Source organism: Tindallia texcoconensis, assembly GCF_055383815.1.
This window is the reverse complement of the sequence record NZ_AP042431.1, coordinates 1,409,787-1,424,271: the sequence shown is the minus strand read 5'-3', so window position 1 is coordinate 1,424,271 and position 14,485 is coordinate 1,409,787. Positions and strand designations below refer to the sequence as shown.

Sequence of the window (14,485 nt, the reverse complement as noted above, 5' to 3'; positions counted from 1 at the left end):
GATAGATAATGGTATGAAATTTTGTGAGGCACTAAAACTGTTGAAGGTGGTGGAAGAAAAATGGAAAACATGATTACGTATAATCCAGAAGTATTTAGTAAACCTGTTACCCATAGAATAGAAGTCATGAGAGAAGAACTTGTTCACTCAAAGCCTATTCTATGTAGTGAAAGAGCACTTTTAGTAACAGAGGTGTATGCTGAAATAGAGGCACTTCCAGCAGTTACCCGAAGAGCACTAACACTAAAGAAAATTATGGAAAATATGACACAAAACATATTTGAAGGTGAATTAATAGTGGGAAGTCACGGAAGTAATGGACGAAGGTCAGCACCTGTTTTCCCTGAGTTTGCTACGAAATGGTTAGAAGAAGAATTAGATGAAGTATTAGAGACAAGAACTCAAGACACTTTTATTGTGCCAGAAAATGTAAAGGAAGATCTAAAAAATATTTTTCCATACTGGCGTGGTAAAACTGTCCATGACAGATACCGCGCTATGTTACCAGAGGAAACAAAAGATGCTAGGGATGCCTATATGTTTACCCGTGGTCTGTTTGAGCAAAATGGCTATGGTCACACAGCGTATGATATTCCTAAACTATTAAAGGTTGGACTTGTAGGGATCAAAGAAGAAATTAAAGGACAGCTTGAGAAACTAGATTTAACTACAAGCGATGGTCTTGAGAAAAAAATTTTCTATGAAGGATTAATTATTTGCTGTGATGCTGTAATAACATATGCAAAGCGTTATGGGGAAAAGGCGCTAGAGCTTGCTAAAGAAGAGGGAAAACCTACGAGAAAACAAGAACTTGAGAAAATTGCTGATGTTTGTCAATGGGTTCCAGAAAATCCAGCAAGGGATACATGGGATGCTATTCAAGTTGTTGCCTTTATGCAACTGATTATTCAAACTGAAACAAATGGTGACTCTGTTTGTCCTGGACGTCTTGATCAGTACTTATATCCTTATTATAAAAAAGACATAGAAGAAGGTCGTTATACAATAGGTGAAATTCAAGAGTTATTAGACTGTCTATGGATTAAATTAAATGAAATCATTAAGGTTCAAGCAAGTGAATCTGTTCGTATTCACCCTGGGTTCCCAATGACACCAACTGTAACCATCGGTGGACAGACACCAGAAGGGGAAGATGCAACCAATGAATTAAGTTACTTGATGCTTACCAGTCAAGAGCATATCAGATTGACAAATCCACAGTTTACAGTAAGGTTCCATAAGGGAACGTCACAGGACTTTAAAATGAGGGTGGCAGAGGTTGTTAAGCTAGGGACTGGCATGCCAGCTATGTTTGGAGATGAGGGCTGTATAGAAGCCTTAGAAAAAGGGATTCCAGATATGCCAATAGAGCGCATGAGAGACTATCGAGTAGTTGGTTGTGTTGAATTAGCTCCTAGAGGCTTCCAAGGCAGAGTAAATGGTGGCTTCTTAAATGTGGCTCGTGTTGTTGATCTTGCTTTAAATAATGGTGTGGATCGTCTAATCAATAAACAAATAGGCCCAGAGACTGGAAAACCAGAAGATCTTAAGACCTTTGATGATGTGTTGAAGGCAGTACGTACACAAATGGCGTATTTTGTAAAGCATCAAGTTATCAACGCAGCGGTGGTGGATATGGTACAAAGAGAGCACACACCACATTTATTCTTATCGGCTCTAATTGAAGGCTGCATTGAAAATGGGAAAGACATGACCTACGGTGGATCCCTATGGGGGGCAACCCCAATTCTTCATGTTGGTGAAGCAACTGCAGGTGACTCCCTAACGGGAGTTAAAAAAGCGGTTTTTGATGATAAGCATATTGCGATGGAGGAACTAAAAGAAATATTAGATAGTGACTTCGCTGGGGAAAGAGGAGAGGAAATCCGTCAAATCCTTAAGGCAGCGCCAAAATACGGAAACGATGATGATTATGCAGATGAAGTAATGCAAACAATGACCAATATTTTCTTTGATGAAGTTGAAAGATATAAAGATATAGATGGCCGTCCTTATACAACGACGATACTTACATTAGGGGCAACTGTACCTCATGGGTGGACTACAGGGGCTACAGCCGATGGTAGAAAAGCCATCATGCCAATTGGGGATTCTATGTCAGCTTCTAATGGTGCTGATAGAGAGGGGCCTACAGCGATGCTACTATCCGCCAGCAAGATCGATCAAACCCGTACGATGGAAGGCAACGTAGTAAACTTGAAGTTTACGAAGATGGCATTAGATGCAGAAGAGAACTTAAAGCAATTAACTAACTTAGTAACCACTTACTTCGATGACTTAAAGGGACAGGAAGTACAAGTGAATGTAGTGGACGAAAGTACACTAAAGGATGCACAGCTAAATCCTGAAAATTACCAAGATCTTATTATACGTGTGGCGGGATATAGTGCTCGTTTCGTAGAACTGGCTAAAGAACTGCAGGATGACATTATAAGAAGAACGGAATATCAAACACTGTAGTTAGCAGATATAGCAGTTCAATAAGCATACAAAATAATAGGAATGGTGATGGAAATGAACTGCTGAATGCAAGTTTCTTCTATCAGCTGTATACAGTAAAGATTTAAAAACTTAGTTCCTTAGAGGTGTTAAAACATGACGAAATCATTGCTAAAAGCAAAAGGTGTCCTTTACAATATACAGCGTTATTCCCTTCACGATGGACCTGGGATTCGCACTACTGTTTTTTTTAAGGGGTGCCCCTTAAAATGTCCTTGGTGCGCTAATCCTGAATCGCAAAAAATAGAAGTTGAAGAGATGTCCTCCCAGAAGGTGGGATACAGTATAAGTGTTCAAGATGTGTTGGGTGTAGTGTTGCGGGATAAGGCTTTCTATAGACGTTCTAGTGGAGGCATGACACTATCTGGAGGAGAACCGCTAATGCAGCCAGAGTTTGCTTCAGCATTGGCCAAAGAGGCAAAGAAGGAAAATACCCATATAGCTATCGAAACTTCAGGATACTCAAAATGGGAGATTTTTTGGAAGGTGATTGAGAAGATAGACTTGGTTTTATTAGATATCAAGATGATGGATTCTCAACAACATCAAGAGGTAGTTGGTACATCCAATGAGATAATTCTTGAAAATGCAAAAAAAGCAGTAGAAAAGAATAAAGAAGTAATTTTCCGTATTCCTGTGATTCCAAGGTATAACGATAGCCAGGACAATTTATTTAAAACAGCTAACTTTGCTAAGGATATAGGAGTAAAAGAAATTCATCTTTTACCATATCATCGTTTAGGTGAGTCCAAATACAAGCAACTAGGTAGAGCATACGAATTAGATGGAGTTACTCCACCAACAAGAGAAGCTCTTCGGATAATTGCCAGAAGTATGCAGGGAGAGAGTGGTGTTGAAGTTGTTGTTGTTTAAGGAAAAGGAACTTTCAGATTTTATAATAGATAGGAGAGGTTAAGATGGAAGCGAAGAAAGGTCAATGGGTAGAAATACACAATATTATTCTGCAAACTAATGAGCGGGCACCACAGCTAGTAGAAGATACAAAGCAAGTTCCTTTAGAAATGAGAGTAAAGGGCTTTTTACTAGAAGATGCTAAAGTAGGAGAAAAAGTACAAATCAAAACTTTAATTGGTAGAGTGATAGATGGAGAATTAATAAAAGTAAATCCAAGGCATGAATTTGATTATGGTAATCCAGTACCAGAAATCTTAACTATTGGATCAGAGTTAAAGAGGCGTTTATTTGCAGGAAGGTGGGGAGAAAATGAGTAAGATAACTAAATCCTATGATGAGGTAATGCAAAGAAAAAATGAAACAATGAAAAATGCTCTAGGTATTGACTATGAGGTTTTTTCCACAGGAACTATTGGTTTTGATTATGAAAAAATGATGGAGGAAGTGGGTTATTCATTAGAAGAAACTGCTAGAATTCAAAGGGAGACAGGTGTAGGTCAAACCCCTTTAATGGAATTAAAAAATATTACAAAATTAGTTCGTAGCATGTCTGAGCCTGGAAAAGGAGCTACTATTCTTGTAAAGGATGAAGCACAAAATCCATCGGGAAGCTTTAAGGCTAGACGTGCTGCATTATCTGTATATGAAGCGCATAAAAGAGGGTATGAAGGTGTTATTGCTGCAACAAGTGGAAATTATGGTGCTGCTGTTGCCAGTCAAGCTAACTTAAGGGGAATGAAATGTATCGTTGTGCAGGAAACACATGATAGTAGAGGAGTAGGTCAACCAGAAATCTTAGAAAAGGGAAGAATCTGTGAAGCATTAGGTGCAGAAGTTGTTCAGCTAACAGTTGGACCAGAACTTTTCTATCACTTCTTATCCCTATTAGAAGAGACGAAATTCTTCAATGCCTCTTTATACAGTCCATATGGCATCGCTGGGATCGAAACATTAGGTTATGAAATTGCTACAGAAGTAAAAGGAAGATATGGAAAGGAACCAGCAGCTGTTATTGCCACACATGCAGGTGGTGGAAATCTTACAGGAACAGCAAGAGGAGTGAAGAAGGCTAATTGTGAAAATACACAAATCATCGCTGCTTCAGTAGACCTTTCTGGTCTGCATATGGCTTCAGATAATGATTTTAATAAAAAATCCTTTACAACGGGACATACTGGATTTGGTATACCTTTTATGACATGGCCAGATCGTTCAGATGTGCCTAGAAATGCTGCAAGACCACTTCGTTATCTTGATAGATATGTAACAGTAACTCAAGGAGAAGTATTCTATGCATGCGAAATGCTAGCACAATTAGAAGGAATTGAAAGGGGACCTGCAGGAAGCACATCTTTAGCAGCAGCTATTGCTATTGCGAAGGAATTAAACGAAGATGAAGTAATTGTAGTACAAGAAACTGAGTATACAGGTGCAGGAAAACATCCTACTGCTCAGCTTACCTTTGCTAAAAAGCAAGGAATTGATGTTAGAAGAGGAAATCCTAAAGAAAATGTTCCAGGAAAATCAGTAGTTATTCCTGAAAAGCCAGAGCAAATGACAGTAAAGAATTATGATCTTGATAAATTAAGGACTTCATATTTAAAAAATGCTTTGAAAAATGTTGATCCAGCAACACTGACCAAGGAAGATATTGCATATCTTATAGAGGAAATAAGGAAAGATACTAATTTTGTTGAAGCTTACATTAAAGACAAGACATATCTTCAGGAATAGACTTACCGTTTCGGTGCTGAACCGGCTTAAGCGTTTTATCATACTTCCATTCGTAATAGGAGAGGAGGAACTGCCAGTCCTGCTTGATGAAAGGAATAACCATAGGGAGAATATCTGTCTTGAATTTTTGATAGTTGGGTGAGTGGATATCATCATGAGCCCATTGGTCAAGAGGATTATATTTGGAAATAAAACGTATTAACCAAGAAATTTGCTGGTTTTGGTATTGGATAATTGATAATAAATGAGTTGCAATTTTCTGCATAGCAATTACCTCTTTTTTTGAGTTGTTTTGTTGTGTGGGAACTTCAATTATAACGCAGAATGAGGGGGGTATTGCTATTTTATTAAAAAAATAGTGAACCTCCTGAAAGAAAATAAAGGTTTTGAAGAAAACATAGTAGTGTCAGACTTGACACTACGACGTTATGAGGGGGGGACAATATATGAATGAAGTAGTAAAGGGTCTTGAAATTATAAACAAAGATAATAATTTAATATCTCTTGGAACAAGAATACCTTTTTATCCGTTGGCAATTAAAGAAGCTAAAGGTGCAATATTAAAGGACTATGATGGAAATGAAATTATTGACTTTCTATCCAGTGCATGTGTTGCTAATGTTGGGCACAGTCACCCAGATGTAGTAGATGCTATTGTTGAACAGGCAAAAACTTTTATACACTACAATCCTGCTTATGCAGTGCATGAACAAATGGGAAAACTAGCAGAGAAATTGGTTCGTATCACACCTGGAGATTTTCCGAAGCGTGTTGCATACAGCCTTTCTGGAGGAGATGCCAATGACAATGCAATCAAAGCTGTTAGAAGCTATACAAAAAGAACAAAGGTTATTTCTTACTTTCGATCATATCATGGGACAACCTATGGAGCATTAACACTATCAGCGGTGTGTATGCCTATGAGAAAAGAGTTAGGACCTTTCCTCCCAGATGTGCACCATATACCTTATCCAGACTGCTACAGATGTAATAGTAAAAAATCAGATTTTTCATGCAATATGGATTGTATAGGAAGGTTAAAAGAGTTGTTCAACACTGTTGTACCTGCTGAAGAAGTAGCAGGGATATTCTTAGAGCCTTTTCAAGGTGATTCTGGTGTTATAGAGCCACCAGCAGCATACATTGAAGAATTAGTGAAAATTTGTAAAGAAAATGGTATTCTCCTAATAGCCGATGAGGTACAAAGTGGTTTTGGTAGGACAGGAAAATGGTTTGCAAGTGAGCATTATAATATAGAGCCTGACATTATGGTTTTAGGCAAAAGTATCGCATCTGGAATGCCACTGGCTGCAATTGTAGCCCGTAAGGAAATACTTGAAGGATGGGGAGCGCCTGCTGGAGCCTACTCGACGGCAGGAAATCCTATATGCTGTGCTGCTTCACTTGCTACCATTGATATCATAGAAAAAGAAGATCTTGTTAGAAAGACAGAAGATTTAGGAAACCATGCTATCAAGCGTTTCGAAGAAATGAAGGAAAAGCATCCTTTAATTGGAGATATTCGTGGAAAGGGCTTAATGATCGGTGTGGATCTTGTTAAGGATCATGAAACCAAGGAGCGTGCTAAGGAAAAAACAGCAAAAGTTTCCTATAGATGCTGGCAAAAAGGCCTATTTCTAACCTTCTTTAGCGGTAATGTTCTTAGAATTGCACCACCACTTACAATATCTAAGGAGCAATTAGACCAAGCTTTAGACATCATCAAGGAAGCATTATGTGATGTTGATGCAGGAAGAGTACCAGATGAAATTTTAGAAAGTGTTAAAGGATGGTAAAGATAGAGTAAAATTGCTATATTATATATATAGATCTCAACTTTTGTACCTTTAAAAAACGACTAAACACATTCTTTTAAAAAGATTGTAGAGATTAAAAAGTATCATTGACTTTCCTGAAAACAGAAAAAGACACCCCAACCTTTGGTATAATTGAATTGCTAAGACCCCAAAATATCATAGTGAAGAGGTGTCTACTATCATGATAAACCAACTCGATAGAAAAAATGCAACTACCAAATGATATTTGTGTCATGATGAAAGAGCTAAATATGCTTAAGTATCTTCGAAAATCGGGAATCACCAAATTCTTTGGCTACTCCTGTAGGCACCTTTTTCAGCTGATTCTCTGCCTGGTCTTTGAACAGAAAAACTGGTTCAGGATTTTTCAGAGTGATCGCTATGAGAATATTCCAGCGAAAGACTCGGTGCATCGATTTTTGAATCAGCCTACCTTTACCTGGCGGAAGTTCCTGCTTTATCTAAGCGCTCGTACTGTCCAGAAAGTCTCACACCTGACCAGTCACGACCGCCCCAAACTGCTAATTATAGATGATTTTGCCTATGGACCAAACCCGCAGTAAGTTCGTAGAACTGCTGGCTCAATGCCTAGACCACTCTTCAGAAAAGAAGCGAGTTTACAAAGGGTTTCATATGCTTGCGATGGCTTAGCCCGACGGAGCCACGTAGATTCCAGTAGATTTTTCCCTGCTCAGCTCCATGACGAGTCAGATTAATGGGATTGCAGAGCACATTGATAAACGCTGCAACGGGTACAAGCGACGAATGGATGCACTTAGGTACGCTCCGGTACAAATCCCAGAAATGATTGACCGTGCACTGAACCAAGGCATTGAAGCATCCTATGTGTTGATGGATACTTGGTTTACTCACCCACCCTTGATTAAAGCCATTAAAGAGCAAGGTCTGGATATGATTGGTATGGTCAAGAAATTGAATCAATGATACTGGGTTCGCGAGAAAAAAGTGGACCTGAAATGACTATATGAACTGGCAACACCTATCCACGGCAAAAAGGGATGCTTCGTTCCAATATAACCGTACAGCCAATGAGGTCTGGTTAAAGTCGTGTTTGTTTGTAATTGAAACAAAAAGAGCGAATGGCTGGCTATTTTAAGTACCGACCTGACATTAAGCGAAGAAGAAATCATTCACATCTATGGCATGCGCTGGGACATTCAAGTCTTTTTCAAAACCACCAAGTCATTCCTAAAGCTGCAAAAAGAGTTTCAAAGCCGTAGCTATGATGTACTCATCAGCCATACAACCATCGTATTCGTCCGGTATATTATTCTATCCTGGCAGAATCGGTGCAACAAAGTTCCTCGTTCGATTTGCGAGCTCTTATATGTGCTCTGTGACGAAATAGCCGACCTCGATTGGGCAATGGAGCTACAGCAGTGAATGGATATTTTGGAAGATACCATGCAGCAAACCAATAAACGACTTCGCAAAGTAATCATGTGTCAACTTCGACAGTGGATTGACAATCTGCCCTGCTATATGAAGCCTTACATGTCAATTTTGATTTGTGAAAGTTGAGTTAATGACTAAAAGAATAATATAGTATGAGCCTACCAAGATCTTTAAGGAATTTGGTAGGCTTATTTGCAGAACAAATTAAGAAACTCAAAGAAGAGGTTCACACATACCACATACTCCGCCAAATGCATCAGTAGCTTACGCAATTTAAAGATATTTTTTTACACTTGCTGCAAGCTTTAAAAACACTTTTCCAGAGCCGCATGTAAAGGTATCTTCTGGTATCCTTAAGTGTTTTAACACCGTTCTAACATTATCATAAAGAGGTCGTGCCAGCCTCCTTTCGATACGACCTTGGTTTTCATACAGGTTCACTCGGATAGAATAGAAAACAGATTAGATGGCAAATAGCGTGGGAAGGGATACCTTTTGTTTGCTCAGCCCAACAATGGTTTCCCAGTAATCTTATTAGCAAGGGGTATCTTTCATGAAGGCATGGTGCTGTTCCGTTCATTGACGAAGACCAGATACTAAATGTTTTGTTGGAGAATGTTGCCAATGAAAAGACGGAATGAAAAGAGGCCTATAAAAGGAACAATCATTGTATTTGGTGCTGAAAAAACGAAAAAGCTATACTGAACGGGAAGCTGTAGAAATAATCAAACAGGCAGTAGACATTAACAACACCAGTAAAGTTCAAAATTTCGATTAGGACAATAGAAACAAACTAATATAGGATTTCAAAAAAGGGTTATCCATATAACGGATAGAAAGATTGACGAGTGTCAGCTTTGGTGTGATAAGAAAATCTATGAACATGTACAAAAAAACTGTTCGAGGCCAGTGAGAAAAAAGTGTTTCCTCACTGGTCTCGAAACGTCCTGATGTCCTGCTAAAACACTTAAACATACCAGAAGATATCTTTATGCTTGGATCTAAATAACTGTGTTCAGAGTTTATAGCAATTGATAAAAAAAATACCTTTAAATTGTGTTAATCTACTGATGTATTTGGATGAGTATTTGTGGAGCAAAGGGGGGATATCTTTTATATATTTTGGAGAAGTTACTTATGCTGTCATAAGGATTAATTAAAAAGGCCCGTAGTCAATAAGAACAGCTATTGAAACTAGGAAGATACCTATAACTGTCCAAATAAGAAAAAGAGGAAGCATCCATTTAGCCCACTTTTCCCAACTGATTCCAGCAATAGCCAGGGCTGCCATAAAATATCCAGAGGTAGGCGAAATTACATTTGTAAAACCATCTCCAAACTGAAAAGCAAGTACGGCTGTCTGTCGAGTTATTCCTACAACATCAGCCATAGGAGCCATGATAGGCATAGATACTGCTGCTTGTCCACTACCTGATGGGACAAAAATATTTATCAGCGTTTGGACGAAAAACATACCAACTCCGCTAAGGACGGTAGGCAAGCCTTCTACTAAGTTAGCTAAAGTATATATAGTAGTATCTAGAATATTACCATTTTCCATGACAACCATTATTGTTGTAGCAAGACCAATGATGAGTGCTCCATACACTAAGCTTTGGGCACCCTTAATGAACTCTTCAGCAATTTGATTAGGTTTATGTCCACCGACAAGACCTGCTGTAATACCAATGATGAGAAATAGAGCTGTTAACTCATTGATGTAAAAACCCCATAAGCCTACTCCGAGTGCAAGAAAAGCAATGCCAATAATCAGTACTGTGAAAACAGCTTTATGACGTGCTGTCATTTCCTTCAAATCATTAAGGTCTAACTTATGTTGTCGCTTTAAGTCTTCTTCATAAGTGGGACTACTGGTGGGATCTTTTTGTACTTTGGAAGCGTGACGATAAACATAGATCATAGAGACTCCGAGAATTAAAACATAGGCAATTAAGCGAAATGTAAATCCTGAAAACAAGGGAAGCCCTGAGATACCCTGAGCAATGCCTATCGTAAAAGGATTAGCGAAGGCTCCGGCGAAACCTGCTCCGGCTCCAAGTAGAATCATTGCTGTTCCAGTGATTGAATCAAAACCAAGTGCTAAAGCCAGAGCTATGACAATAGGATAAAACGGAAGCACTTCTTCGGCAACTCCTAACATAGAACCTGCTAAAGAAAATACAAACATGATAATGGGTATGATTAATTTTTCTTTTCCTGCCATAGATTTAACTACTGTTCCGATTCCTGCATCAATGGTTCCGGTGGATTGGATAATTCCAAAAGATCCACCGATCATTAATACAAAGAAAATTATAAGACCAGCTTGAACCATACCCTGGGGAATTGATTCAAATAATCCAAAGGGTGTAACGGGTGTCTGTTCTACATATTCAAAGCTATCAACGACAACCACTATTCTGCCTGTTTCGGGGTCTTCTACGCGTTGAAACTCCCCAGCAGGAACAATATAGGTCATAATAACAGCAATGACAATAACCATAAACAACAGCACATATGTGTGAGGTATCTTGATTTTATTCATAAAAACCCTCCTATTCGATCGTTGATGGTATAAGATGATGGAAAAAAACTTACAGACAAAATTTTTCTATGAGACTATAATATATTTGAGTAGCCTGCCAAATTTGATCGATGGAACAAAACTCATTATTAGAGTGAGCTTGAGTAATATCCCCTGGTCCTAAAACGATAACAGAAGTATCGAGATTGTTACTTAGCTGAGCTCCATCGCTCCAGCCGGGGAAAGCTACAGGTTCAGATTCAACTTTGGTGATGTTTTCAGCAATGCGAAGAGTTTCTATAACAAAAGGATCGTCTGGCGATATGCTATGGGGCATATTGTAAAGGGCGGCTGTTGCTTCATCCATTCTTTTGATTAAAAAACTTCCGCCACTAATTTTAGAGATCGCCTTAGTGGCGATTTCCTCGATTTCTTCGTAAAGCTCTAAAATACTTTCACTAGGGAGCCATCTTCTATCAATTTGAAGGATACAATGATCTGGAACGATATTCGGATCATGTCCTCCTTTTAAGACTCCTGGATTTATAGTGGCGGAGCCCAGTAATGGATAGGTTTTCTTTTCTAGCTTTGGTTCTAGTTCATTTCGAAGTAAGGTAAGAAATTCATTAGCGAGATAAATAGCATTAACTCCATTATGTGGTGTACTTCCGTGTGTAGCGAGACCCTGGAAAGCAATTTCAATCCATTCCATTCCTTTATGAGCAATTGCAGTTTTAAGATTAGTGGGTTCTCCAATAACAGCAAGTGTAGGTGTTATAGCTTTAGTTCGAACAATTCTTTCTGTTCCTTTACAGCATTGCTCCTCATCAATAACTCCAGCAAAAACGACTCCTTCTTTTAAGGGTATTCCCCTTCTTTTTATGGCAATGATGGCGCTAATCATTGCAGCGAGAGCACCTTTCATATCTACTGAACCACGCCCGTAAAGTCTTCCGTTTTTTATAAATGGTTTGAAAGGGTCATACTCCATATTAAAGCCTGGTACGGTATCGATATGTCCATTAAGCATGAAATAATGATCACTATTACTACCTGGAAGAAACCCGTAAATGTTTGGTCTGTGGGGCTCTATTTCTTCTAACTCTGTCACGATTTTTTCAGCTTGAAATACATCTTTGATAAAGTGAGCAATGTTAAACTCCTGTCCTTGATTTTCTTTATGACTTTGGATACTAATTAGTTTTTCTGCTAAGGAAATGACCTCGCTTTTGTTAATCCATTGATCCATCACTATGCACCTCCCAATAACATTTCGATAGGTTTAAGAATGTCAACGCGTTAGACATTAAAATATCACAATGTAATATCATTGTGACTTTAATCAGCATTATATACTATAGGTTGATAAATATCAACCTATTATTTGCGGAATTGATGATTTATTCTAAATAATTCAATTGAACTACAAACATAGGTTTTTACCAATAGATAAAAGCAAGAATGCTTTCGGCGAGAGAAGTTAGTTTGTATTTGTTCACAGAATAGTAAATTTCTTTCCCGCTTTTTCTAGATACCAAAACACCCGCTCGTTTCATGATTTGTAAATGATGCGAGATAGTAGGTCTAGAAACTTTACAGTTACTAGAGATTTCATTGACATTTAACTCCTTATTTCCCAAAAGGAATAAAATTTCTACTCTTGTTTCATCGGATAAGGCTTTCATAACCTCAGTGTCGATTGTATTTTCGTTAATTCCTGACATATAAACACTCCAGTATATGTATATTCTAGTAAGGTCCAAGTTGAACCGTAATAGACAATATAATTAGTAAAACACCGATGATTGTCCAATATAAAAATAAAGGCAGAACCCATTTTGCCCATTTTTTCCAACTGATTCTTCCGATAGCAAGGGCTGCCATGAAATAGCCGGAAGTAGGACTTATAATGTTAGAAAAACCATCTCCGAACTGATATGCAAGCACTACTGTTTGACGTGAGAGTGAGGTTAGGTCCCCTATAGGTTTCATGATCGGAATAACGGCTGCAGCTTGCCCGCTTCCTGATGGAATAAAAAGGTTGATAAAGCTTTGAACAACAAACATTCCTATGCCTACTCCAATCTTTCCAAAGCCTTCAATGCTAGAAGCGAGATGAAAAATTAAAGAGTCTAAAATATAGCCGTTTTTCATAATCACTGTAATGCTTCTTGCAAGACCGATAATGAGAGCGCCATACATGATATTTGAAGATCCTTTTATAAATTCAGTAGCTATTACTGACGAATCTAGTTTGGCAACAATTCCTGACAAAATTCCCATAACAATAAAAAGTGCAGCCATTTTTGTGGTATTAAACTCGCCAAAAGTAACAATATAGATTAAAAAAAGTACCGAAAGGAAAATAATAGTAAGTACTCTCTTATGCGTATTTTCTAAGGAAGGAATCCTATTAAAATCAAGCTTCTGATTTCTTAACTGATCTTCTGCATAAGTTATGCTGGCAGTAGGATTCGTTTCTATTTTCTTAACGTACCTGAGGACGTAGCATATAGAGGGTATCAAAAGTAGAAGATACGTTAAAAAACGAAAGTGATACCCAGAAAACAGAGGTAAATCAGCAAGTATTTGGGCAACTCCAGTAGTGAATGGATTCAAGATGCCTGCAGCAAAACCTGCACCTGTTCCTAAAAGTACCATAGCCACACCTGTGAAAGAATCATATCCTAGCGTTAGAGCAATAGTAATAAATAAAGGATAAAATGGCAAAGCTTCTTCTGCCGTTCCTAAAAAAGTGCCACAGAGAGAAAAAATAATCATGATAAAAACAATTAAACGCTTTCCTTTTTTTTGATTTAGATGAGCTACGTGAGCAATAAATACGGTGAGAGTACCAGTTTTATTAATAATGCTATAGGCACCACCAACAATAAAAACAAAGAAAATAATATCAGCAGCATCTAGCATGCCTTCAAGAATACCTTCAAACATGCCGAAAGGTGATACGGGTTTCTGTTCAGTTACTTTATATGAATGTTCAAGAACATAGGTGATTCCTGTGTTTTCATCGGTACTACGCTCAAAGCTACCAGCAGGTACAAAATAGGTTAGTATGGTGACGAAAATAATGATATAAAAGAAAAGCACGTAAGAATGAGGAAACTTGATTCTTTTCATTGTCAGAACCTCCCTGCGACATTAAACAGCCATGAAGATCAATACATAAAAGACTATGTTAATGCTCTTGCTGAAGCGCTTTTGCAAGGGAAATGCTGAATCTTATATAATCAATTTTCGCACCTTGTAAAAACGACTAAATACTTGATTTTAAAGCGATTGTAGCGATTAAAAAGTATTATTGACTTTGCATGAAAACGGCAGAAGACACCATAACTTTTGGTATAAATGAACTGCTAAGATCCGCAAATACTATAAAGAAGAGGTGTCTCCTATTATGATAGACGAATCGAATAGTTTAATGCAACTACCAAATGATAGTTGTTTCGTTATGAAAGAGCTACATGTTCTTAAGCATCTACGAAAATCTAGAATTACTAAATCGTTTGGCTATTCCTGTGAGTGTTTTTTTCAGATGATT

General features: G+C 38.0%; 12 protein-coding genes. 7 read left to right on the top strand and 5 right to left on the bottom strand.

Translation table 11 applies throughout. The features are described 5' to 3' along the window. The first annotated feature begins 60 nt into the window (after positions 1-60). From ACZ47N_RS06565 to ortB, 4 genes are all read left to right on the top strand, one after another. Complete coding sequence (locus ACZ47N_RS06565; RefSeq protein ID WP_464888332.1) at positions 61-2,481, top strand: glycyl radical protein; 2,421 nt, start codon at positions 61-63, stop codon at positions 2,479-2,481. Between the two features lie 135 nt (positions 2,482-2,616). Continuing rightward, positions 2,617-3,393, top strand: a complete 777-nt coding sequence (locus ACZ47N_RS06560; RefSeq protein ID WP_464888331.1) for a glycyl-radical enzyme activating protein — start codon at positions 2,617-2,619, stop codon at positions 3,391-3,393. A gap of 44 nt (positions 3,394-3,437) precedes the next feature. Further along, entirely contained in the window at positions 3,438-3,752 is a 315-nt protein-coding gene (gene ortA / locus ACZ47N_RS06555; RefSeq protein WP_464888330.1) for a 2-amino-4-oxopentanoate thiolase subunit OrtA, read from the top strand. Next, entirely contained in the window at positions 3,745-5,169 is a 1,425-nt protein-coding gene (gene ortB / locus ACZ47N_RS06550) for a 2-amino-4-oxopentanoate thiolase subunit OrtB (protein WP_464888329.1), read from the top strand. The genes ortA and ortB overlap by 8 nt, the downstream gene beginning before the upstream one ends. On the opposite strand, the gene ACZ47N_RS06545 is transcribed toward ortB, so the two are convergent. Beyond that, the gene (locus ACZ47N_RS06545; protein WP_464888328.1) at positions 5,141-5,434 is read right to left on the bottom strand and encodes a hypothetical protein; all 294 of its coding nucleotides are present in this window, start codon (positions 5,432-5,434) and stop codon (positions 5,141-5,143) included. The genes ortB and ACZ47N_RS06545 overlap by 29 nt on opposite strands. Before the next feature lie 181 nt (positions 5,435-5,615). Here ACZ47N_RS06545 and ACZ47N_RS06540 point away from each other — a divergent pair, with 181 nt between their 5' ends. The 3 genes from ACZ47N_RS06540 to ACZ47N_RS06530 all read left to right on the top strand — a co-directional run bounded on the left by ACZ47N_RS06540 (position 5,616) and on the right by ACZ47N_RS06530 (position 8,528). Next, entirely contained in the window at positions 5,616-6,965 is a 1,350-nt protein-coding gene (locus ACZ47N_RS06540; protein ID WP_464888327.1) for an aspartate aminotransferase family protein, read from the top strand. 720 nt (positions 6,966-7,685) lie between these two features. Further along, positions 7,686-7,931: a hypothetical protein gene (locus tag ACZ47N_RS06535; protein WP_464888326.1), complete on the top strand. Its 246-nt coding sequence runs from the start codon at positions 7,686-7,688 to the stop codon at positions 7,929-7,931. Positions 7,932-8,390: 459 nt separating this feature from the next. Then, the gene (locus ACZ47N_RS06530; RefSeq protein ID WP_464888325.1) at positions 8,391-8,528 is read left to right on the top strand and encodes a hypothetical protein; all 138 of its coding nucleotides are present in this window, start codon (positions 8,391-8,393) and stop codon (positions 8,526-8,528) included. A gap of 1,030 nt (positions 8,529-9,558) precedes the next feature. Here ACZ47N_RS06530 and ACZ47N_RS06525 read toward each other — a convergent pair. The 4 genes from ACZ47N_RS06525 to ACZ47N_RS06510 all read right to left on the bottom strand — a co-directional run bounded on the left by ACZ47N_RS06525 (position 9,559) and on the right by ACZ47N_RS06510 (position 14,064). Continuing rightward, positions 9,559-10,947 carry a YfcC family protein gene (locus tag ACZ47N_RS06525; protein ID WP_464888324.1) on the bottom strand — a complete coding sequence of 463 codons (1,389 nt, stop codon included), beginning with the start codon at positions 10,945-10,947 and terminating at the stop codon, positions 9,559-9,561. Between the two features lie 49 nt (positions 10,948-10,996). Next, the gene (locus tag ACZ47N_RS06520) at positions 10,997-12,175 is read right to left on the bottom strand and encodes a M20 family metallopeptidase (protein WP_464888323.1); all 1,179 of its coding nucleotides are present in this window, start codon (positions 12,173-12,175) and stop codon (positions 10,997-10,999) included. A 190-nt stretch (positions 12,176-12,365) separates the two neighbouring features. Next, positions 12,366-12,650: an ArsR/SmtB family transcription factor gene (locus ACZ47N_RS06515; RefSeq protein WP_464888322.1), complete on the bottom strand. Its 285-nt coding sequence runs from the start codon at positions 12,648-12,650 to the stop codon at positions 12,366-12,368. Between the two features lie 25 nt (positions 12,651-12,675). Further along, positions 12,676-14,064, bottom strand: a complete 1,389-nt coding sequence (locus ACZ47N_RS06510) for a YfcC family protein (protein WP_464888321.1) — start codon at positions 14,062-14,064, stop codon at positions 12,676-12,678. Between the last annotated feature and the right edge of the window lie 421 nt (positions 14,065-14,485).

What these genes read in the sequence shown, in the direction of transcription:
- ACZ47N_RS06565 (WP_464888332.1), top strand. Translation starts at nt 61, where the DNA reads ATGGAAAACATGATTACGTATAATCCAGAAGTATTTAGTAAACCTGTT.
- ACZ47N_RS06560 (WP_464888331.1), top strand. Translation starts at nt 2,617, where the DNA reads ATGACGAAATCATTGCTAAAAGCAAAAGGTGTCCTTTACAATATACAG.
- ortA (WP_464888330.1), top strand. Translation starts at nt 3,438, where the DNA reads ATGGAAGCGAAGAAAGGTCAATGGGTAGAAATACACAATATTATTCTG.
- ortB (WP_464888329.1), top strand. Translation starts at nt 3,745, where the DNA reads ATGAGTAAGATAACTAAATCCTATGATGAGGTAATGCAAAGAAAAAAT.
- ACZ47N_RS06545 (WP_464888328.1), bottom strand. Translation starts at nt 5,434, where the DNA reads ATGCAGAAAATTGCAACTCATTTATTATCAATTATCCAATACCAAAAC.
- ACZ47N_RS06540 (WP_464888327.1), top strand. Translation starts at nt 5,616, where the DNA reads ATGAATGAAGTAGTAAAGGGTCTTGAAATTATAAACAAAGATAATAAT.
- ACZ47N_RS06535 (WP_464888326.1), top strand. Translation starts at nt 7,686, where the DNA reads ATGACGAGTCAGATTAATGGGATTGCAGAGCACATTGATAAACGCTGC.
- ACZ47N_RS06530 (WP_464888325.1), top strand. Translation starts at nt 8,391, where the DNA reads ATGGATATTTTGGAAGATACCATGCAGCAAACCAATAAACGACTTCGC.
- ACZ47N_RS06525 (WP_464888324.1), bottom strand. Translation starts at nt 10,947, where the DNA reads ATGAATAAAATCAAGATACCTCACACATATGTGCTGTTGTTTATGGTT.
- ACZ47N_RS06520 (WP_464888323.1), bottom strand. Translation starts at nt 12,175, where the DNA reads ATGGATCAATGGATTAACAAAAGCGAGGTCATTTCCTTAGCAGAAAAA.
- ACZ47N_RS06515 (WP_464888322.1), bottom strand. Translation starts at nt 12,650, where the DNA reads ATGTCAGGAATTAACGAAAATACAATCGACACTGAGGTTATGAAAGCC.
- ACZ47N_RS06510 (WP_464888321.1), bottom strand. Translation starts at nt 14,064, where the DNA reads ATGAAAAGAATCAAGTTTCCTCATTCTTACGTGCTTTTCTTTTATATC.